This is a genomic window from Streptomyces sp. NPDC050619, assembly GCF_040654815.1.
Classification (GTDB): domain Bacteria; phylum Actinomycetota; class Actinomycetes; order Streptomycetales; family Streptomycetaceae; genus Streptomyces.
The window spans coordinates 115,741-135,137 of the sequence record NZ_JBFAIR010000014.1 but is presented as its reverse complement, the minus strand read 5'-3'; the positions used below and the strand labels follow the sequence as shown (position 1 = coordinate 135,137).

The following is a 19,397-nucleotide window of genomic DNA, read 5'->3' as shown; positions in this document are numbered from 1 at the left end:
AAACCGTTGCTTGCGTCACTTCGGCCGCGCGGGCCGTACCCCTGAGCGGCGCGACGCTCATAAGCTGCCCCCATGATGCTCCCCGCGGCACTGTTGCTGCTCGGCGCCCTGACCGCCGTCGTCGCCCCTCGGCTGATGGCCCGGGCCGACTGGGCTGACCGTGAACCGGTGCTCGCGCTGTGGGTGTGGCAGTGCGTGGTGGCGGCCGTCCTGCTGTGCTGTGCGCTGTCGATGACGCTGAGCGCGGCGGCGGCCTGGCAGGCGGTGGGCGGCCAGGTGTTCGCCCCGGCGCCGCATGCCGTCGTGGAGGCCTACCCGCTGGGCGCGGCCGGGCCGTGGGCGGCGACGACGGCGGTGGCGCTCGCGTGCGGCGGGGTGTGGAGTGCGGCGATGCTGGTCCGCGAGGTCGTACGGGCGCGTTCCCGGCGTCGGCTGCGCCGGGCCGAACTCCTCGTCCGCGCACCGCTGTTGCCCGGCGAGGAACCCGGCAGCCCGCTCGTGGTGCTGGAGGGCGAGCGGCCCGACGCCTGGTGGCTGCCGGGGGCGGCCCCCCGATTCGTCGTCACCACGGCCGCGCTGCGCCGTCTGAAGGGCCGGCAGCTGGACGCCCTCGTCGCCCACGAGGAGGGCCACGCGCAGGCCCGGCACGACTGGCTGCTGCACTGTTCGGGCGCGCTGGCGGGCGGGTTCCCGCAGGTGCCGGTGTTCGCCGCGTTCCGCGACGAGATGCACCGCCTGGTCGAACTCGCCGCCGACGACATGGCCTCCCGCCGCTTCGGCCGGCTGACCACCGCGCTCGCCCTGGTGGAACTCAACGAGGACCGGGGCGTGTTCGGCCCCTGCCCGACCCCGCAGGCGCATGTGCCGCAGCGGGTGCACCGGCTGCTCACTCCCCCGGACCGCTTCACGCCGGCTCGCCGACTACGGCTGACGGCCGCGGCCACGCTGGTGCCGGTCGTCCCGGTACTGGTGGCGTTCGTACCGGGACTGCGGGCGCTGGGGTGACGGGCCGGGCGGGGGCCACCTGGAGGGCGCCCGGGTACGGCCCGGGATCCCCGGGATTGGCCTCACGCCCCACACGTCGGCGAGGATCGCAGCATGCACACCCCGCCCGTCGATTCCCCGCCCCGCCCGCCGGCGCACCGCACCGCCGCCCGCGCCACGGGCATCCTCGCGCTGTGCTCCGCGCTGCTGCTCGCGCTCGTCGCGGCCGATTGGCATCCCCTGATCGCCGTCGACGGCGACATCTCGCGCACCACCCATCGCTGGGCGGTCGACGAGCACGGCGTCACCCAGGCGTCCCGCATTCTGACGGACTGGGTCTGGGACCCGTGGACGATGCGCATCGTCGCCGCGGTCGCCGCGGTGTGGCTGGTGTGGCGGCGCGCGGACTGGTGGACGGCCGGATGGCTGGTGGCCACCTGCGCCTTGGGCACGCTGCTCCAGCAGTCCCTGAAAGCCGCGGTCGGACGCGCCCGGCCGATCTGGCCCGACCCCGTCGACTCCGCCCACTACGCGGCCTTCCCGTCGGGCCACGCCATGACCGCCACGGTCGTGTTCGGCCTGCTCCTGTGGCTGCTGCACCGCCACGGCGCCGACCGCGCCCTGTGGCACACGGCCCTGACCGTGGCGGGGGTCTCCGTCGTCGGCGTCGGCCTGACCCGCGTGTGGCTGGGCGTCCACTGGACCTCGGACGTCGTCGGCGGCTGGCTCATGGGCGCGATGATGGTGGCCCTGGCGGTGACGGTCCTCGTGCGGTGGCGGGCATGAACCCGGCGTTACCCGGCGTTCCGCCGCAGCGGGCCGATCGAGCGGAACACGAGCGGAACGCGGCCCCGTAGGATCGCCCCCATGGCTGCCGTGCTGTTCGACTTCTCGGGAACCCTCTTCCGCATCGAGTCCTCCGAGTCCTGGCTGCGGGCTGTCCTGGCCCAGGCCGAACTCTCCCTCGCCGAGCCCGAGTTGCTGCGGACCGCGGACGCACTGGAGCGAGTGGGCGCCCTGCCGGGCGGGACGGCCTCCCCCGTGCAGCGGATCCCCGACGAGCTGGCCTCCCTCTGGGACATCCGTGACAAGAGCGCCGAGCTGCACCGGGCCGCGTACACCGGCCTCTCCCGCCAAGTACCGCTCCCCGACCCGGCGTTGCACGACGCGCTGTACGACCGGCACATGACCCCGGCCGCCTGGGCCCCGTACGCCGACGCCGCCGGGGTGCTGCGCACGCTGCGCGAGCGCGGGATCGCCGTGGGCGTCGTGAGCAACATCGGCTGGGATCTGCGGCCGGTGTTCCGCGAGCACGGCCTCGACCCCTACATCGACGTCTACGTGCTGTCGTACGAGCACGGCATCCAGAAGCCGGACCCGCGCCTGTTCGAGACCGCCTGCGCGGCGCTCGGTGTCGAGGCGCCGGACGCCCTCATGGTCGGCGACGACCGGCGCGCGGACGGCGGTGCGGCCGCCCTGGGGTGCGGGGTGCACTTCGTGGACCACCTGCCGGTGGCACAGCGCCCCGACGGGCTGCGGCCGGTGCTGGACCGGGTGGGCTGACCGGGCAACCGAAGCCGACCGGGCAACCGAAAAGTCCCGACCGCCCTGGACGCTCCCCCGCGGCACCCAGGGCGGACGGCAGCCCCGACCAGCCCTTACGGGCGTCGGTCCGGACTCGTCCGAGTATAGTTGGCTGGCAGCCAGTCAACACGGGAGTTACAGCATGTCCCCGCGCAGCGCCTCGGTCAACGAAGAGTTGCGGCGGCGTTCCCGGGAGCGGCTCCTTCAGGCGGCCATCGAGCTGGTCAGCGAGCACGGATACGAGGCCACGACACTCGGCGACATCGCGGACAGAGCCGGCTCGGCGCGCGGCCTGGTGTCGTACTACTTCCCCGGCAAACGCACGCTCGTGCAGTCCGCCGTACACCGGCTGATGCACCGCACGCTGGAGGAGGCGCTGGAGCGCGAGCCGCGCACCCAGGACGGCCGGGAGCGGATGGCGCGCGCCATCGACGCGATCCTGGGCCTCGCGCGGGACCAGCCCCTGCTGATGCGCCAGCACATGGCCGGGATCCTTCAAGCCGAGGGCTTCGTGCAGTGCCCGGAGCAGCAGCGCCTGGCCCAGCTGCTGCGGGACACCGTCGCCCGCCACGGCTCCGCGGACGTCGACGCGGACTACCCCACGCTGCGCGCCCTGCTCATGGGCGCGGTCTTCGCCGCACTGGTCCCGGGGGCGCCCATGCCCCTGCCGGTCCTGCGGGCCGAGTTGTTCGAGCGCTACCGGCTCGACTGGGAGCTGGGAGTCCCGCCGGACACCGCGGTGGCGTCCGGCGGGACGGGCGACTCGGATCTGTCGCGGTTCTTCGCGACCGGGGCCGCACCGGAGTGCGGCCCCGACGGCCTGCCCGGTCGGGCCGGCCACAGCAGCCAGTCCGGTCAGTCGAAGTAGTCCGGCTGTGTCTGGACGTTGAGTTCGCTCATGCGGACCCACTTGGCCGGGTCGGTGCGCCGGTCGTTGAGCTTCAGTACGTCGAAGCCCTTGGCGATGTCGTTCGAGTAGATGTAGCCGTTGTAGTAGTACGCCGACCAGGAGCCGGCGGTGGTGACCCGGTCCAGGGTGACCGGGCCGCGCTCGAAGTAGGCGATCTCCTTCGGGTGCGCGGAGTCCGTGAAGTCCCAGACGGAGACGCCGCCCTGGTACCAGGCCTGGACCATGAGGTCCTTGCCCTTGACCGGGATCAGCGAACCGTTGTGGGCCACACAGACCTCGGTGTCCGCCTGGTGGCGGTCGATCTTGAAGTAGCTGCGGAAGACGAGCTTGCGCTGGTCACCCTTGCCCACGATGTCGTAGACGCCGTCGGCGCCGCGGTTCGGGCCGATCTCCGCGTTGCAGGTGGCCGCACCGCCGCCGCCCAACTCGTCGGTGAAGACGACCTTGTTGGCCTTCTGGTTGAAGGTCGCCGAGTGCCAGAACGCGAAGTTCACGTTGTCCTGCACCTGGTCGATGACCTTCGGGTGCTCGGGGTCCTTGATGGAGAACAGGATGCCGTCGCCCATGCAGGCGCCCGCCGCCAGGTCCTTCGAGGGCAGCACGGTGATGTCGTGGCAGCCGGTGGTCTTGGAGACACCCGGGTTGGTGGGCGCGCCGGGGTTGCCGCCGCCGTCGGGGCCGTCGCCGGGGAAGAGCACCGGGAAGCCCACCGTCGCCGCCTTCTGAGGGGCGCCGCGCGGCACCTTGATGACGGAGATGCCGTCGTGCGGCGGCTGGCAGTCGGGGTAGGTGGCGTTCGGCGAGTACGAGGACACGTAGACGTACACGTTCCTGCGCTCGGGGACCAGGGTGTGGGTGTGCGAGCCGCAGGGGGTCTCGACGGCGGCGACGTACTTCGGGTTCTTCTTGTCGCTGATGTCGAAGACCTTCATGCCCTCCCACGACGACTTCTCGGTCGCGGGCTGCGTGGTGCTGTTGCAACTGCTGTCGCTGCGCGAGGAGTCCGTGGACAGGAACAGCAGGTTCCCGGAGACGGAGATGTCGTTCTGCGAGCCCGGACACAGGACCTGCGAGACGGTCTTCGGCGCCTTCGGGTTGCTGATGTCGAAGATGCGGAAGCCGTCGTAGTTGCCCGAGAAGGCGTACTTGCCCTGGAAGGCGAGGTCCGAATTGGTGCCGGGCAGAACGTCCTTGGGGATGTTGACGAGGTGCTCGATGTTGTCGGAGTGGACGATCTCGTCCACACCCGGTATCTCGCCCTCGTCGATCGCCGCCCTGGCCTCGGCCTCGGCGCTCTTGGACACCTTCTCACTCGCGGCCGGAGCGTCCCCCGGGTCGGGGGTCGCGACCGCCGGTCCGGCCGTCAGCAGCGCGGCCAGGAGTCCGGCGGCTGCCGCGGCAACTCCCAGGCGTCTGCGCCGGGTTCGGGGTTCTCTTAACAGGATCACTGTTTCCTCCCTGGTGCCGTTCGTGTCGGAACGGTTCACGCACCCCCGAAGTATCGTCGTGACCATGCACATATCAACAGGGGGCAACGAACACGTAATAAAGGTTTTTGATCAGTCACGCGCTCAAGCGTGCTAGGACGGTCATCGACACTCACGAGGTGTCCCCGAGGCTGCCCCATCCCGCCTGCCACAGGAGGTCGTTGTGCTCTTCCCCCGTGCGTCCCGCGCCCCCCTCATCGCGGCCTCGCTGGCCGCTCTGGCCGTGCTCGGACTCGGGGGCTGCGACTCCGGATCCGAGCCCAAGCCGGCTGCGGCGACCGGCCCTTCGGTGCTCGTACCCGGCAAGCCCGGCGAGGCGAACCGGACGCTGTCCGCCGAGGACGCGGAAGAGCAGCGCACCGACGACGATTCCCCCAACTCGGCGGACATCGCCTACGCGCGGATGATGATCGAGCACCACACCCAGGCCCTGGAGATGACCGAACTGGTCCCGGACCGGGCCCAGTCACCGAAGGTCGCGAAGCTCGCCGAGCGGATCGCCGCGGCCCAGAGACCGGAAATCGGCGGTATGCAGGGCTGGTTGAAGGAACACGGCAAGGACGAGAACAGCGACGGCCACGACCATGCCACGATGCCCGGCATGGCGACCGAGGCGCAGCTGAAGAAGCTGCGGGCGGCAGAGGGCAAGGCATTCGACCAGCTCTTCCTCACTCTGATGATCACCCATCACGAGGGCGCGATCACCATGGCCACCGACGCCAAGGCACAGGGCAACAACATCCGGATCGAAGAGATGGCCGACGACGTGATCGCCCAGCAGACCAGCGAGATCACGCGGATGCGCGACATGCTGTGACGGGGCTGACAGGGATGACAGGGGTGGCCGGAATGGCGGGGATGGCGGGACCGGCGCGAATGTCGAGAAGCCGGTAGTAACAGGCCCGCTCAGCGGCGCGCGTGACGTGGCGTCAGGAAACCCGCGTCGCGCGCCTGGGCGATCAGCCTGAGCGACTTGCGACGGCTGTGCCCGGTCGCGCACATCACCGCGAGCACCGGGTCGGCGCCCTCCTCCTGGGCCGCGCGGTACCGCTGCGCGACGAGCCACCGCCCCTCGACGCCGCGCGGCCACGCGGGACGGGCCCGGCGCGATCCGGCCGCCTCGGCGTCAAGCCCCGCGTCCGGCCCCGCGACCCGCCCGGGCCCGACTCCGCAGGCCTCGCAGAGCGGGTCCTCGATCCAGTCCGCGAACACGGCCAGATCGTCGAGCGACAGCGCCGGCTGGGCCCGGACGTCCTCGACACAGACGCCCTGCGCGGACACCACGGCGAGCGCGTCGACCCGGGCGCCGTCGGTGAACTCCAGCCGGACGTCGAACCACGTCGTCGCGCCCCCGTCCTCCCGCACTTCCCACGCGGGCCGCACGGACACGGTGCCGTCCGTCGGACAACGATCAGAAAGATTAAGAAAGGATGCTTCTAGCACACACGCAACGTAACCGCATGATCACATCCCCTGCGGACGGACACGCGTGCCCGTCCTCCGCACAGCACCCTGTCAGCGGACTGTCAGAGGAGGGGTGGCGGTGCGATCCTGGAAGCGAGAGCGATCTTCTGTCGATCCCTCGAGCTGGTCGATCCCTCGGTTGGTCGATCCCTCGGGTTAGGAGTTCCGCCGTGCTGCGTGTCGCCGTCATCGGCTCGGGACCGAGCGGGTGCTACACCGCCCAGAGCCTCGTCCAGCAGGACTCCGAGGTGCTCGTCGACGTCCTGGACCGGCTGCCGTGTCCGTACGGCCTGGTGCGGTACGGCGTGGCGCCGGACCACGAGAAGATCAAGTCGCTGCAGAACAATCTGCGGACGGTCCTGGAGCACGAGCGGGTGCGGTTCTTCGGCGGTGTCCAGGTCGGCCCCGGCGGCGTGCCGGCCACGCGGTTGCGGGAGCTGTACCACGCCGTCGTGTACTGCGTGGGCGCGGCCACCGACCGGCGTCTCGGCATCCCCGGCGAGGACCTGCCGGGCAGCTGGTCGGCGACGGAGTTCGTGTCCTGGTACAGCGCGCACCCCGACTCCGCGCCCGAGCGCTTCCTCCTCGGCGCCCGGTCGGCGGTGGTCATCGGCGTGGGCAACGTCGCCGTGGACGTCACACGAATGCTGGCCCGGGGCCCGGCGGAGCTGAGCCCCACCGACATGCCGCAGGCGGCGCTCACCTCGCTGGCCGCGAGCCGGGTGACCCAGATCCACATGGTGGGGCGGCGGGGCGCCTCCCAGGCCCGCTTCACCACCAAGGAGCTGCGTGAGCTGGGCGCCCTGCCGGACACCGAGGTGGCCGTCGACCCGGAGGAGCTGGCGCTGGACCCGGGCTACCTCGATCCCTCCGGGCTGCCCGCAGCGCAGCGCCGCAATGTGGAGGTGCTGCGCGGCTGGGCCGAGGCCCCGGCCAAGGGGGCGCCCCGACGGATCCGGGTGCGGTTCTTCCTGCGTCCCGTCGAACTGCTCGCCGACGCCGGACGGGTGGGCGCGGTGCGCTTCGAGCGGACGGCGCCGGACGGACGCGGCGGGGTGCGGGGCACGGGCCGCTTCGAGGACATCGAGGCGCAGCTGGTGCTGCGTTCGGTGGGCTATCGCGGGGTACCGCTGGAGGGACTGCCGTTCGACCCGGCGACCGGCACGGTCCCCCACCAGGCCGGACGAGTTCTGCGCGACGGCGTGATCTCGCCGGGCGAGTACGTGGCGGGCTGGATCAAGCGGGGCCCGACGGGCGTCATCGGCACCAACCGGCCCTGCGCGAAGGAGACGGTGACGTCTCTGCTGGAGGACGCCCCCGTCCTCGTACACGAAGAGCTGCCCGGGGACCCGCTCACGGCGCTGCGGGCCGAGGGGATCGAGCCGGTCGAGTGGGCGGGGTGGCAGGCGATCGAGCGGGCCGAAGCGGAGCTCGGGGCCTCGCTCGGGCGGGGTGTGGTCAAGCTGCCGGACTGGGAATCCCTGCTGTCTGCGGCGCGATCGGACGCCTCGTAGCGGCATCGCGGGCAACTGGCTGGGCATGACACACATCGGCAACAGCGTCGAAATCAACAAACTGTTCAAGACTCGTACGGTCTCGTGCTGTTCGCATGTTCCCAGCCATCCGCCGCTCTGGAGTGCCCATGGCAACGACCGCACCCGTGCATCCCGTCGACGAGGTGCCACCCGTCCGGCAGCTGGCCGCCTTCGGTCTGCAGCATGTGCTCGCGATGTACGCGGGTGCGGTGGCCGTACCGCTGGTCGTCGGCGGTGCGATGCAGCTGTCGGCCGCCGACCTGGCGTATCTGATCACCGCGGACCTGCTGGTGTGCGGGATCGCCACGCTCATCCAGTGCATCGGCTTCTGGCGTTTCGGCGTGCGGCTGCCGATCATGCAGGGCTGTACGTTCGCGGCCGTGTCGCCGATGGTGCTGATCGGCACGACGGGCGGCGGACTGCCCGCGATCTACGGCTCGGTGATCGTCGCGGGTCTCGCGATCGTGCTGCTCGCGCCGGTCTTCGGCAGGCTCCTGCGGTTCTTCCCGCCGCTCGTGACCGGCACCGTGATCCTGATCATCGGCGTCTCGCTGCTGCCGGTCGCGGGCAACTGGGTCGCGGGCGGGGCCGGGGCGAAGGACTTCGGGGAGCCGAAGAACGTCGCGCTCGCCGCCTTCGTGCTCGTGGTGGTCCTGGGTGTGCAGCGGTTCGCGCCGGCGTTCCTGAGCCGGATCGCGGTGCTGATCGGCATCGCGGTGGGCCTCGCGGTGGCCGTCCCCTTCGGGTTCACGGACTTCGGCGGGGTCGGGGACGCCGACTGGGTCGGGATCAGCACGCCGTTCCACTTCGGTGCGCCCACCTTCGAGGCGTCGGCGATCATCTCGATGCTGGTGGTGGCGCTGGTGTCCATGACCGAGACGACCGGTGACTTCATCGCGGTCGGCGAGCTGACCGGGCGGAAGGTCGAGCCGCGCTCGCTCTCGGACGGCCTGCGCGCCGACGGCCTGTCGACCGTGCTCGGCGGGGTCTTCAACACCTTCCCGTACACGGCGTACGCGCAGAACGTCGGCCTCGTCGGCATGACGCACGTCCGCAGCCGCTGGGTCGTCGCCACGGCGGGCGGCATCCTCGTCCTGCTCGGCCTGCTGCCCAAGCTGGGCGCGGTGGTGGCGGCCATTCCGGCGCCGGTCCTGGGCGGTGCGGGCCTGGTGATGTTCGGGACGGTCGCGGCGAGCGGCCTGAAGACCTTGGCCCAGGTCGACTTCAGGGGCAACAACAACCTGACCGTGGTGGCCGTTTCGGTGGCCATGGGCATGCTGCCGGTGGGCGTGCCGACGATCTACGAGAAGTTCCCGGACTGGTTCCAGACGGTCATGAACAGCGGCATCAGCGCCGGCTGCCTGACGGCGATCGTGCTGAACCTGCTCTTCAACCATCTGCCGGGCAAGGGCGGTTCAGCCGCCGAGGCGGACGGCCTGCCGGCCGGCGGCGGCGAGCAGACAGTCGAGAAGTCCCGGGAAGAGGTCGTCTAGGACATCCCTGCGCAGGCCGTTAGCCTGGCCGTGCCCCGCTGGATCTGCCGGGTCACCCCGGCCTCGCGCAGCACCCGGAAGTGGTGCGTGGTCGTGGACTTGGTGACGGGCAGACGGAAGTGCGAACAGGAGAGCTCGCCGCCGTGGGCGGCGAGCCCTCGCGCGATCCGCAGCCGCGTGGGGTCGCAGAGCGCGTGCGGCACGGATTCCAGCCGGATCTCCTCCCGCGCCGGATGCGGAAGGTCACGGCTGAGTGGCACTTCGCGTACTACGCTGCATGCGCGGCCGGCGGCACGGGCCTGATCATCGTCGAGGCGAGCGCCGTCAGTCCCGAGGGCCGGAAGTCATCGACCGACCCGCCCTGGACGGGCGGTGCGCCGCTCGGACCGGACGCGCAACGAGTTCCTGGGCCCGGCATACGGCCCGGGAACTCGGCGCGGAGGTGCACGTTCCGGACCAGTACCACCGGTCGGTCTGAGGGCGGGGCCTCAGCCGCACATGTAACGGAGACGTCAACTCACGTTGCAGACCTTCCCGTTGAGCGTGAAGGTGCCCGGCGCCACGCTGTTCCCCGTATGGCTCGCCTGATAGCCGATGGTCACGCTCGTGTTCGGGGCGAGCGTGCCGTTGTACGTGGCGTTCGTGGCCGTCACCGTGCCCGATGCCGGTGTGTACGTGGCGCCCCAGCCGTTGGTGATCGTCTGGCCGGCGGGGAGGCTGAAGCCGAGTTGCCAGCCGCTGACCGACGTCGTACCGGTGTTGGTCAGGGTCACGGAGGCGGTCAGGCCGGTGTTCCACGCGTTGGTGCTCGCGGTCACCTTGCAGGCGCCCGGCTGGGGTTGGGGCGCGGGCCCCGAGCTGTCCAGGCCGAAGAAGGTGAGCGCGCGGGACGCCATGCCGTAGCTGTAGAGGTTGTGGCCGATGCCCTGGAGGCTGATCGCCTCGACGGGGGCCCGGTCACCGGTGGCGCCGTAGCGGGTGCGGGTCCAGCCGGAGACGGGCGAGTCGGTGGCGGCCGGGGTCTGGCTGACACCCAGGACGTTCGTCCACTGCTTGATCTCCTCCCCGAAGTTGGGGTAGCGCAGGACGTCGTCCTCGGTGCCGTGCCACACCTGCATGCGCGGCCGGGGGCCGGTGTAGCCGGGGTAGGCGGAGCGGACCAGGTCGCCCCACTCCTGCGGGCTGTGGGTCACCGTGCCGCCCGAGCACGCGCTGTTCCACTCGGAGCCGTCGGTGGTGGCGAAGCAGCCGAACGGCACGCCGGAGAAGGCGGCACCCGCCGCGAACACATCGGGGTAGTCGCCCAGCAGGACGTTCGTCATCATCGCGCCGGAGGAGATGCCGGTGGCGAAGATCTTGCTCGTGTCGGCGGAGTAGGTGCGGGTGACCCAGTCGACCATCGACTTGATGCCCACCGGATCGCTGCCGCCGTCCCGCTTCAGCGCCTGGGGCGAGGAGACGTCGAAGCACTTGCTGGCCCGGGTGACCGACGGGTAGACCACGACGAACCCGTAGCGGTCGGCCAGTGAGGCCCATTCGGTGCCGGAGTACATGGCCGGTCCGGAACCGGTGCAGTAGTGCACGGCCACCACGACCGCCGGGTTCGCGGTGACGCTGTCCGGCACGTACAGGTACATCTGGAGGTTGCTGGGGTTGGTGCCGAAGTTCGTGACCTCGGTGAGCGTCGCGGTGGGAGCGGCGGCTTGCTGGGGGCGGGCCGAGGCCGCCGGTGCGGTGAGGACGGTGGCCGCGAGCAACGGCACCAGCGCTCCGAGGAGCGCCACGAGCACCGAACGCAGCGGTCTTCTCGCGGTGTTGCGGGGGATGGTGGACACGTCCTGGTCCCTTTCTGGTCGCGGCTCTGGGGGACGTGGTGCGGAGGTTTCGGTCAGCAGGAGGCGTTCGTCTGGGTCAACAGGCCGAGTTTCCAGGGGAGTTGGGAGTAGTCGCCGCTCGCGGCCGGATCCATGCCCTGGTAGAGGTAGCGCAGGCGGCAGGGGTCGATCGTCAGGGTCTGGTCGACGCCGTCGCGGAGCAGCTCGCCGTGGCTGAAGTCCTGGGTCCAGGCCGGCCGGCCCGCCGCGAAGGTGACGTTGTTGGAGCGGATGAACGCGTTGGCCTCGGTCTCGGCCAGCGGCTTCCACGCGCCGCCCAGGCTGTCGGCCGTCCAGGCCCGGAAGTAGCGCCGCCAGTCCGACTTGGTGGCCAGCGCCTCCACGAGCATGAGGTACTTGCCGCTCTTGCCGAGGCGGTACACGTTGCTCGCCTCGAACAGGTCGAACCGGTTGGGCTCGGACAGCACGATCTCGGTGTCGCGGAAGCCGTTCGGGAACTCCGCGAGGGTGGTCCGGGAGCGGTACTGGTGACCGTTGTCGTCGGAGAAGAACAGATAGCAGTCGGTCTTGTCGCAGATCGTCCAGAAGTCCAGCCAGAACCCGTTGCCCTTGTTCTCCGTGACGACCGGGGGCTCGCTGTCGAAGAAGTAGCGCGGGGCGCTCCAACTCTCCGGTTTGGAGGGGTCGGTGGTGGTGGAGTAGGACGGCGGACCTGTCTGGTAGACCATGTACCAGAGCTTCTGGGGCGCGAAGTAGAACACGTGGGGCGCGGCGGCGTACCGGTTGCCGATGTTCGGGTTGGCGTCCAGGAAGGTCTGCGGTGCGGTCGACGCCTGGGACCAGTCCTTGAAGCTGGTGTACGCCAGGCTCCACGCACCGGCGGTGTCGGCGGTCGTCGCGTAGACGTGCCAGCGGTTCTTGTACCGGAACACCGTCGGGTCCTTCACCGAGACGATCGGGTGAGCGGCGTCCGGCTTCGGAGCGATCAGCGGACCGGTCGAGGACCAGGTGAAGGAGTCGGGCAGCGGGTCCGGCCGGCCTGCCTCGGAGTCACCGGCGGCCGCCGGGCCGGGCGACAGGGCCGACATTCCGACGGCCAGTAACGCGAGCACGAGCCCGCTGATGAACGTACGCATACGGGGAGTCGTCATCCACCGGCCTCTCGGGAAAGAAGCATCCGGCGAGCATCGTGGCATGCACATGGCTTCCATGGAAGCGCTCCCACGGTCCGAAAGAATTCGCCCGCTCGACCTACCTGGGTCGGCCGAATGTCTTCTGCGCGAAGCGTTGACTAGAAAGCGCTTACCCCCTACGTTCCGTTCAGCAGTGTGACCGACCCCCACGCGCTAAGGCCCAAACGGTCACATTGCACACGCGCGGCGTTCAATATGGCGTACGACATTCACGTACATGATCCATCAGGCACCCCCGAAGGGACGCACCCGCATGCGTACTCGCCCCCCACGTACACAGGCACAAAGATCGGCACTGGGAGCCGGAGCCGTCGCTCTCGCGACGGTGGCGGTCCTGGCCTCCCCGCAGTCGGCCGGGGCCGCCGAGACCTCGCCGATCGGATTCGGCGCCGGGACGACGGGCGGCGGCAGCGCCACCGCGGTCACCGTCTCGTCGCTGGCCGCCTTCAAGACCGCCGTCACCGGCAACGCGGCGAAGGTCGTCAAGGTCAACGGCCTGATCTCGCTGAGCGGTCAGGTCGACATCGGCTCCAACACCACGGTGTTAGGCGTCGGTTCGTCGGCCGGGTTCACCGGGGGCGGCCTGCGGCTGAAGAAGGTCACGAACGTCGTGCTCCGCAATCTGAACATCAGCAAGCCGCTCGCACCGGCCGACGGCGTGACCGTCGAGGCGTCGACGAAGGTGTGGATCGACCACAACTCCTTCTCGGCCGACCGCGATCACGACAAGGACTACTACGACGGTCTGCTGGACATCAACCACGGCTCCGACAACGTCACGGTGTCCTGGAACACCTTCAAGGACCACTTCAAGGGCTCGCTCGTCGGCCACAGCGACAACAACGCGAGCCAGGACACCGGGCACCTGAAGGTGACGTACCACCACAACAGCTTCAGCAACGTGTACTCGCGCATCCCCAGCCTGCGCTTCGGCACCGGGCACTTCTACGACAACTACGTCGTCGGTGCCGAGACCGCCGTGCACTCCCGCATGGGCGCCCAGATGCTGGTCGAGAACAACGTCTTCCGCTCGACGAAGGTCGCGGTCACCACGAACCGCAGCAGCGACGTCGACGGATACGCCAACCTGCGCGGCAACGACCTCGGTGGAGCCGCCACCGAGGTCTCGCGGGTCGGCACCTTCACCACCCCGCCCTACAGCTACACCGCGGAGCCCGCCTCGTCGGTCGTCGCCTCGGTGACGAGCGGCGCGGGCACCGGGAAGCTCTGACACCCCCACATCACCACAGAAGGAATCGGGACATGACTTCTGCAACACGACCACGCACCCGCAAGCGCGCGCTCACCGGCTCATTAGCCGCATTCGGACTGTCGAGTGTCATGATCATGACATTCAACGCCCCCACGGCGAGCGCAGCGACCTGGCCGACGCCCTCCAGCAGCCAGGGAGTGAGCTCGACCATCAACGTGTCCGGCGTCCGGGACGGCGGCATGGTGCGGTACTACGGCAGCGGCGACCTGGCCGGCGACGGCCAGGAGGAGGGCCAGGACCCGATCTTCAAGCTCGCGGCCGGCGCGACGCTGAAGAACGTCATCATCGGCGCGCCCGGCGCCGACGGCATCCACTGCGAGGGCAACTGCACCCTCCAGAACGTGTGGTGGGAGGACGTCGGCGAGGACGCCGCGACCTTCCGCGGCGGCTCCACCTACACCGTGACCGGCGGTGGCGCCAAGAAGGCGGCGGACAAGGTCTTCCAGCACAACGGGCCCGGCACCGTGAACATCTCCAACTTCGCCGTCAGCGAGTTCAAGACGCTGTACCGCTCCTGCGGGGACTGCTCCACGCAGTACACGCGCAAGGTGAACCTCAGCAACATCGAGGTGACCGGGACCGGTTCCACCGCACGGCTCGTCGGCATCAACGTCAACCGCAACGACGTGGCGACCCTGCGCGGCATCACGATCCTGAACGACTCCAGCCGCAAGGTCGTCCCCTGCCAGAAGTACAACAACACCACCGCCGTCGGGACGGGCCCCGACAGCACGAACTGCCTGTACAGCAACTCGGACATCACCTACAGGTAAACCCCCCACGGTAGGTGAGGCGGCCGTCCGAAGCGTCCCCGCACGGCGCTTCGTACGGCCGCCGTGTCATGCCCGGTGTCCGCGCGCCCACTCCGCCGCGGTGATCTCCCGCTGGTAGTCCGCGTATGCGGCACGCAGCCGCGCGCCCGGCCAGTCGGCGGGCAGGAGTTCGGGCGGCAGGACGGGGTCGGCGAGCAGATGGCGTACGACGGCCGCGAAGGCGGTGAGACGGTCCGCGGGCCGGTCCGCGCGGGCGACGTGGGCCAGCAGCGACCGGGCCATGGTGGCCCAGGCATCGAGCTGCCACAGAGTCGCCGCCAGTTCGCGCGCTGGTCCCTCGGGCCGGGCCGTGTAGTGCTGGGCCACCTCGTCGAGGTCGGCCGGCAGCGGGCGGCGCAGATTGGCGGGCCGGAGCCAGACGCCCTCGCGGAGTTCAGCGAGCCGGAGGGCGGCCAACCGGGCGCGCAGATCGGCGCGTTCGGCGGGGCCGCGGCCCGTCGCGGTGATCACGACCATCTCCCAGTCGCCGTCCCACGCGCGCGTGTGCGGCCGGGCGGCCTCGTCCTGGCGGAGCTGGCGTTCCAGCAGCCGGTCGCTCAGCCGGTAGCCGCCGTCCGTGCGCCGCAGGTCACCCGCGGCCGTCATCCGGCTGAGCGCCGCCCGCAGGGTGGACCCGCCGACGCCGAACGGCTCCACGGCGCGCACGAGGTCCTTCGCCGCCAGCTCGGGGGGATGCACGCCCAGCAGCAGGCTCAGGACGACCGACCGCGCGGACAGCGGACGCGGATCGACCTCGCCGGGCCGGGCTGTCACGTTCATCCGCATGGACACGCACTGTACGGGGCGGATGCGTGTTGCACTATTGCTGCGATCGCAGCAATAGTGCAACACTCGCCGTATGGTCTCCACACGCGAGCTCGAGCAGCACAGCACGCACGACGTCACCAACCAGCCCCCTCCCCTGGCCCCGTACGACGCGTCCGAGGACACGGCCCTTCTCGAGGGGCTGCGCCGGGAGGGCGCCGGGTGGGCCGAGGAGGGCATCCGGCGGCTCGGGCTGCGGGCCGGCAGCGCCGAGGCCCAGGAGTGGGGCGAGCTGGCCGATCGCCACGAGCCCGAGCTGCGCACGCACAACCGGTACGGCAACCGCGTCGACGAGGTCGACTTCCATCCCAGCTGGCACCACCTGATGCGGGTCGCGGTCGCCGAGGGACTGGCAGGCGCGCCCTGGGCCGAGGACCGGGCGGGCGTCCATGTCGCCCGTACCGCGGGCGGACTGGTGTGGGGGCACACGGACGCCGGTCACGGCTGTCCGACCTCGATGACGTACGCGGCCGTCCCGGCGCTGCGCAGGCAGCCGGAGCTGGCGAAGATCTACGAACCCCTGCTGACCGGCCGCGAGTACGACCCGGAACTCAGGGTGCCGACCGAGAAGCGCGGTCTGCTGGCGGGCATGGGGATGACCGAGAAGCAGGGCGGCTCGGACGTCCGGACGAACACCACGACGGCCACGCCCACCGCCGAGCCCGGCCTGTACACCCTGCGCGGGCACAAGTGGTTCACGTCGGCGCCGATGTGCGACCTGTTCCTGGTCCTGGCGCAGGCCCTCGACGGTCTGACCTGCTTTCTGGTCCCGCGGGTGCTGCCCGACGGCAGCCGCAACACCTTCCGCATCCAGCGGCTGAAGGACAAGCTGGGCAACCGGTCCAACGCCTCCTCCGAGCCCGAGTTCGACGGGACCGTCGCCTGGCGGGTCGGTCCCGAGGGGCAGGGCGTCAAGACGATCATCGAGATGGTCAACTGCACCCGGCTGGACTGCGTGATGATGTCGTCGACATTGATGCGCAAGACGCTCGTCGAGGCCGGGCACCATGTGCGCCACCGCAGCGCGTTCGGGGCACGGCTGGTCGACCAGCCGCTGATGCGCAACGTACTGGCGGATCTCGCGCTGGAGTCCGAGGCGGCGACGACGCTCAGCCTGCGGCTGGCCGGCGCGGCCGACCGGGCGGTGCGCGGGGACGCCGGTGAGGCGGCGTTCCGCCGGATCGCGACCGCCGTGGGCAAGTACTGGGTGACCAAGCGGGGCCCGGCCTTCACCGCGGAGGCGTTGGAGTGCCTGGGCGGCAACGGCTACGTCGAGGAGTCCGGCATGCCCCGCCACTATCGCGAGGCTCCCCTGCTGTCGATCTGGGAGGGCTCGGGGAACGTCAACGCGCTCGATGTGATGCGGGCGTTGCGGCGAGAGCCCGGTACCGCTCGGGCCTTCTTCGACGAACTCGCCCTGGCGCAGGGGGCGGACGCCCGCCTCGACGCCGCTGTGACGCGCATCGAGGGGCAGTTGGCTCAGGTGTCCGAGACCGGTGCGCGGCGGCTGGTGGAGCTGATGGCGCTGGCCCTCCAGGCATCCCTCCTGGTCCGGCATGCCCCGCCCGCGGTCGCCGACGCGTTCTGCGCGACCCGGCTCGGCGGCGACTGGGGGCATGCCTTCGGCACGCTTCCCGATGCCGCCGACCTGGACGCGATCCTGGCGCGGGCGCTGCCCGACGGGGTCTGATCTGCGGCCTGGAGGGGCGGGTGCCTCTTCGGCCGGTTCGCACACAGTCACCTCTCGATTCCGCTTCGTTGTCAGTGCCGTGGTGCAGACTCACGATCAGTTGGGACTTCGCCTGAGGAGGACAACGTGTTCACGGGGATCGACGAGGTCGACTGGGCCACGCTGCGGCATGCGTACGGCAGCGCGGAGGACGTGCCCGGATTACTGCGGGGCCTCGCCTCCGCGGACCCGGCCGAGCGGGAGGGCGCGCTCGACGGGCTGTACGGCGCCGTGCACCAGCAGGGGGACGTGTACGACTCGACGCTCGCCTGCGTTCCGTTTCTGTTCGCGCTCGCGGAGAGCGAGGGGGTGCGGGACCGGGGCGGGATAGTGGAGTTGCTGGTCAGCATCGGCTGGGAGGGCGAGGACCGGGCTAGAGCGGATCAGGGGCGCGGGGGCCTGGAGGGGGAGGAACTGGCGAGCGAGGGGCTGGCGAGCGAGGGGCTGGAGCTGGGGAACCGGGCGAGCCAAGGACTGGAACCGGAAAACCAGGCTAGCCCGGGCCGGGTGCACGGCACCGACGGCACCTACGCGATGGCCCGTTCCGTCGTCCGCGCGGGCGCCGAGGGCTTCGTGCGGATGATCGGGGACGCGGACGCTTCGGTGCGCCGGGCGGCGGCGGGCGCCCTCGTGCGGTTCCTCGACGAACCGGCGCGGGTCCTGGGCCTGTTGCGGGAGCGGATCACCGTGGAGCGGGACGACCAGGTCCTGCTCGCCCTCACCGAGAGCCTCGGCCTGTTCGTCCGACGGCACCCCACGCACGCGGCCCCGGCGCTGGACCTGCTGGTGGCGCAGAGCGCGTCGCCGTACGAGGCCGGGCTGCGGCTGGCCGCGCTCGGTCAGCTCGCGGGGTGTGCTCCCGACCGTCTCCCGGCCGACCTGGTGCCCGTCGCGGTCCGGTTGCTCAGGGAGCGGTCCGCGCTGCTGCCCGCCGGGCGGGACGATGCCGCGGGCCACGGCACGCACATGCTCATCGGCCGGATGCGGCGCCCGCGACCCTCGGACGAGGAGGGCGCACTGCTGCTGCGGACCCTCCACGCCGCGCTCGACGACCGGGTGGACGACCGGATCGCCCTCCTGCGTGGGCAGTTGACCAGCCCCGATCCGACCGACCGGTGCAACGGCGTATGGATGTCCGCGGGGCTGCTGCGCGAGTGGCGTGCCGACCACGCAGGGACTGTCACGCTGATCGGTGCCCAACTGGCCGCGGAGGAGGACAGGTTGCACAGTGCGGCGGTGTGCGTCCTCGTGGATCTCTTCGAGCTGGCCGCTCCTGCCGCAGACCAGCTCGCCGCGCTGGTGGCCTTCCGTCCCGACCTGTGGGTGCGGCGATGGAATCGGGTGGAGCCCGCGCTCGGCGGTCCGCTCAAGGCGCTGGCCAGAAGCGGGGATCCACGGGCGGTGCCGGTGCTCGCCGAGGTGCTGGCCGGGCCGAAGGTGCCCGGTGATCTGGGGCAGGTGATCGGCCACCTGAGCCCGTACGCAGCCCCGCTCGCGCCCGCGATACGGCGCAGGCTCGGTGCGATACCTCTGGGTTCGCCCGAGACTCCGGCCCGTGCCGTACCGCTGTTGTCGGCGCTCGTCGCCCTGCGCGACAGGGAGGCCGTGCCGGAGGTGATGCGGTTGGTGCGCGGGACTCCCGCAGGTCTGCGGCCGGGCGATGCGCACGTCGGGTACGTGGTCCGGGCGCTGGGCACGTTCGGGCCCGCCGCTCGGGATGCGATACCGGTGCTGCGGGGACTGCTGGACACGGAGTACGCGAGCGTGGCGGCGCGGGCCCTGTGGGAAGTGGAGGGGGACGCGTCCGTCGTGCTGCCCGTCCTGCTGCGGGAGCTTGCGGGCGAGGAGCCCCGCCGTCGCCGGCCTGCGGCGGACGCCCTGTCGCGGATGGGTCCGGCGGCCGGTCCCGCGTCGGCGGCACTTCGGCGCATCACGCGGTCCGGTGACGTGTCGGAGCGGGCGACGGCCGCGTGCGCCGTGTGGCGGATCGACGGGGAAGCCGAGCCCGTTCTTCCGGCACTGCGCGCGGCCTGGACGCAGAACCCGCACACGCGTGGCACGGTCGCCAGGTGCCTGGCCGAGATGGGTCGGGCCGCCGCGCCCCTGCGGGACCTGCTGGAGACGGAACTGCGCGCACGGCGGCGCCACTTGGCGGGGCACGGGGGATACCGGAGATACAGCGGTCACGACATCCCGCAGGACGAGCAGCTGCTGAGGACGTGCCGCGAGGCGCTGAGGAGTGGGTAGGACAACCCTGTCCGCGCGCCCGCGAC

16 protein-coding genes and 2 pseudogenes are annotated in these 19,397 nt (G+C 70.9%); 12 read left to right on the top strand and 6 right to left on the bottom strand.

What is annotated here, in order from left to right; translation table 11 throughout:
- Positions 1-72: 72 nt before the first annotated feature.
- From AB0I77_RS23665 to AB0I77_RS23650, 4 genes are all read left to right on the top strand, one after another.
- The gene (locus tag AB0I77_RS23665) at positions 73-1,005 is read left to right on the top strand and encodes a M56 family metallopeptidase (RefSeq protein ID WP_363284643.1); all 933 of its coding nucleotides are present in this window, start codon (positions 73-75) and stop codon (positions 1,003-1,005) included.
- 93 nt (positions 1,006-1,098) lie between these two features.
- Positions 1,099-1,770 carry a phosphatase PAP2 family protein gene (locus tag AB0I77_RS23660; protein WP_363284642.1) on the top strand — a complete coding sequence of 224 codons (672 nt, stop codon included), beginning with the start codon at positions 1,099-1,101 and terminating at the stop codon, positions 1,768-1,770.
- 81 nt (positions 1,771-1,851) lie between these two features.
- Positions 1,852-2,547 (top strand): HAD family hydrolase, encoded by a 696-nt coding sequence (locus tag AB0I77_RS23655; RefSeq protein ID WP_363284641.1) that lies wholly within the window; start codon positions 1,852-1,854, stop codon positions 2,545-2,547.
- Positions 2,548-2,710: 163 nt separating this feature from the next.
- Positions 2,711-3,436 carry a helix-turn-helix domain-containing protein gene (locus tag AB0I77_RS23650; protein WP_363284640.1) on the top strand — a complete coding sequence of 242 codons (726 nt, stop codon included), beginning with the start codon at positions 2,711-2,713 and terminating at the stop codon, positions 3,434-3,436.
- On the opposite strand, the gene AB0I77_RS23645 is transcribed toward AB0I77_RS23650, so the two are convergent.
- Positions 3,424-4,926 carry a hypothetical protein gene (locus tag AB0I77_RS23645; protein WP_363284741.1) on the bottom strand — a complete coding sequence of 501 codons (1,503 nt, stop codon included), beginning with the start codon at positions 4,924-4,926 and terminating at the stop codon, positions 3,424-3,426. The genes AB0I77_RS23650 and AB0I77_RS23645 overlap by 13 nt on opposite strands.
- A 202-nt stretch (positions 4,927-5,128) precedes the next feature.
- Between AB0I77_RS23645 and AB0I77_RS23640 the strand changes: the two genes are divergently transcribed.
- A complete protein-coding gene (locus AB0I77_RS23640; protein WP_363284639.1) occupies positions 5,129-5,782 on the top strand; it encodes a DUF305 domain-containing protein in 654 nt (217 codons plus the stop codon).
- Between the two features lie 89 nt (positions 5,783-5,871).
- Here the strand turns inward: AB0I77_RS23640 and AB0I77_RS23635 are convergent, their stop codons facing one another.
- Positions 5,872-6,354, bottom strand: coding sequence for a DUF6214 family protein (locus tag AB0I77_RS23635; RefSeq protein WP_363284638.1), 483 nt, complete (start codon positions 6,352-6,354; stop codon positions 5,872-5,874).
- Positions 6,355-6,599: 245 nt separating this feature from the next.
- On the opposite strand from AB0I77_RS23635, the gene AB0I77_RS23630 reads away from it, so the two are divergent.
- Together AB0I77_RS23630 and AB0I77_RS23625 are read left to right on the top strand one after the other, a co-directional pair.
- Positions 6,600-7,943 (top strand): FAD-dependent oxidoreductase, encoded by a 1,344-nt coding sequence (locus tag AB0I77_RS23630; protein WP_363284637.1) that lies wholly within the window; start codon positions 6,600-6,602, stop codon positions 7,941-7,943.
- 128 nt (positions 7,944-8,071) lie between these two features.
- A complete protein-coding gene (locus tag AB0I77_RS23625; RefSeq protein ID WP_363284636.1) occupies positions 8,072-9,457 on the top strand; it encodes a nucleobase:cation symporter-2 family protein in 1,386 nt (461 codons plus the stop codon).
- Here AB0I77_RS23625 and AB0I77_RS23620 read toward each other — a convergent pair.
- A pseudogene (locus tag AB0I77_RS23620) lies at positions 9,380-9,717 on the bottom strand (helix-turn-helix transcriptional regulator). The gene AB0I77_RS23625 and the pseudogene AB0I77_RS23620 sit on opposite strands and share 78 nt — an antisense overlap.
- Here AB0I77_RS23620 and AB0I77_RS23615 point away from each other — a divergent pair.
- Positions 9,709-9,849: pseudogene (locus AB0I77_RS23615) on the top strand (NADH:flavin oxidoreductase/NADH oxidase); the annotation flags it as partial. The pseudogenes AB0I77_RS23620 and AB0I77_RS23615 overlap by 9 nt on opposite strands.
- Positions 9,850-9,969: 120 nt before the next feature.
- Here the strand turns inward: AB0I77_RS23615 and AB0I77_RS23610 are convergent.
- Positions 9,970-11,283, bottom strand: a complete 1,314-nt coding sequence (locus AB0I77_RS23610) for a PHB depolymerase family esterase (RefSeq protein WP_363284740.1) — start codon at positions 11,281-11,283, stop codon at positions 9,970-9,972.
- Between the two features lie 62 nt (positions 11,284-11,345).
- Positions 11,346-12,428 (bottom strand): non-reducing end alpha-L-arabinofuranosidase family hydrolase, encoded by a 1,083-nt coding sequence (locus AB0I77_RS23605; RefSeq protein ID WP_363284635.1) that lies wholly within the window; start codon positions 12,426-12,428, stop codon positions 11,346-11,348.
- A 310-nt stretch (positions 12,429-12,738) separates the two neighbouring features.
- Between AB0I77_RS23605 and AB0I77_RS23600 the strand changes: the two genes are divergently transcribed.
- Complete coding sequence (locus AB0I77_RS23600) at positions 12,739-13,716, top strand: polysaccharide lyase family 1 protein (protein ID WP_363284634.1); 978 nt, start codon at positions 12,739-12,741, stop codon at positions 13,714-13,716.
- A 32-nt stretch (positions 13,717-13,748) separates the two neighbouring features.
- Complete coding sequence (locus tag AB0I77_RS23595) at positions 13,749-14,531, top strand: pectate lyase (protein WP_363284633.1); 783 nt, start codon at positions 13,749-13,751, stop codon at positions 14,529-14,531.
- Positions 14,532-14,597: 66 nt separating this feature from the next.
- Here the strand turns inward: AB0I77_RS23595 and AB0I77_RS23590 are convergent, their stop codons facing one another.
- Entirely contained in the window at positions 14,598-15,356 is a 759-nt protein-coding gene (locus AB0I77_RS23590; protein WP_363284632.1) for a PaaX family transcriptional regulator C-terminal domain-containing protein, read from the bottom strand.
- Positions 15,357-15,429: 73 nt separating this feature from the next.
- Between AB0I77_RS23590 and AB0I77_RS23585 the strand changes: the two genes are divergently transcribed.
- The gene (locus tag AB0I77_RS23585; protein WP_363284631.1) at positions 15,430-17,085 is read left to right on the top strand and encodes an acyl-CoA dehydrogenase family protein; all 1,656 of its coding nucleotides are present in this window, start codon (positions 15,430-15,432) and stop codon (positions 17,083-17,085) included.
- A 126-nt stretch (positions 17,086-17,211) separates the two neighbouring features.
- On the top strand, positions 17,212-19,371 hold the full coding sequence (locus AB0I77_RS23580; RefSeq protein WP_363284630.1) for a HEAT repeat domain-containing protein: 2,160 nt from the start codon (positions 17,212-17,214) through the stop codon (positions 19,369-19,371).
- The last annotated feature ends 26 nt before the right edge of the window (positions 19,372-19,397 follow it).

Excerpts from the sequence above, each read along its gene's own strand:
- AB0I77_RS23660 (WP_363284642.1), top strand. The coding sequence starts at position 1,099 with ATGCACACCCCGCCCGTCGATTCCCCGCCCCGCCCGCCGGCGCACCGC.
- AB0I77_RS23590 (WP_363284632.1), bottom strand. The coding sequence starts at position 15,356 with ATGCGGATGAACGTGACAGCCCGGCCCGGCGAGGTCGATCCGCGTCCG.
- AB0I77_RS23600 (WP_363284634.1), top strand. The coding sequence starts at position 12,739 with ATGCGTACTCGCCCCCCACGTACACAGGCACAAAGATCGGCACTGGGA.
- AB0I77_RS23655 (WP_363284641.1), top strand. The coding sequence starts at position 1,852 with ATGGCTGCCGTGCTGTTCGACTTCTCGGGAACCCTCTTCCGCATCGAG.
- AB0I77_RS23665 (WP_363284643.1), top strand. The coding sequence starts at position 73 with ATGATGCTCCCCGCGGCACTGTTGCTGCTCGGCGCCCTGACCGCCGTC.
- AB0I77_RS23585 (WP_363284631.1), top strand. The coding sequence starts at position 15,430 with ATGGTCTCCACACGCGAGCTCGAGCAGCACAGCACGCACGACGTCACC.
- AB0I77_RS23650 (WP_363284640.1), top strand. The coding sequence starts at position 2,711 with ATGTCCCCGCGCAGCGCCTCGGTCAACGAAGAGTTGCGGCGGCGTTCC.
- AB0I77_RS23605 (WP_363284635.1), bottom strand. The coding sequence starts at position 12,428 with ATGCGTACGTTCATCAGCGGGCTCGTGCTCGCGTTACTGGCCGTCGGA.
- AB0I77_RS23595 (WP_363284633.1), top strand. The coding sequence starts at position 13,749 with ATGACTTCTGCAACACGACCACGCACCCGCAAGCGCGCGCTCACCGGC.
- AB0I77_RS23625 (WP_363284636.1), top strand. The coding sequence starts at position 8,072 with ATGGCAACGACCGCACCCGTGCATCCCGTCGACGAGGTGCCACCCGTC.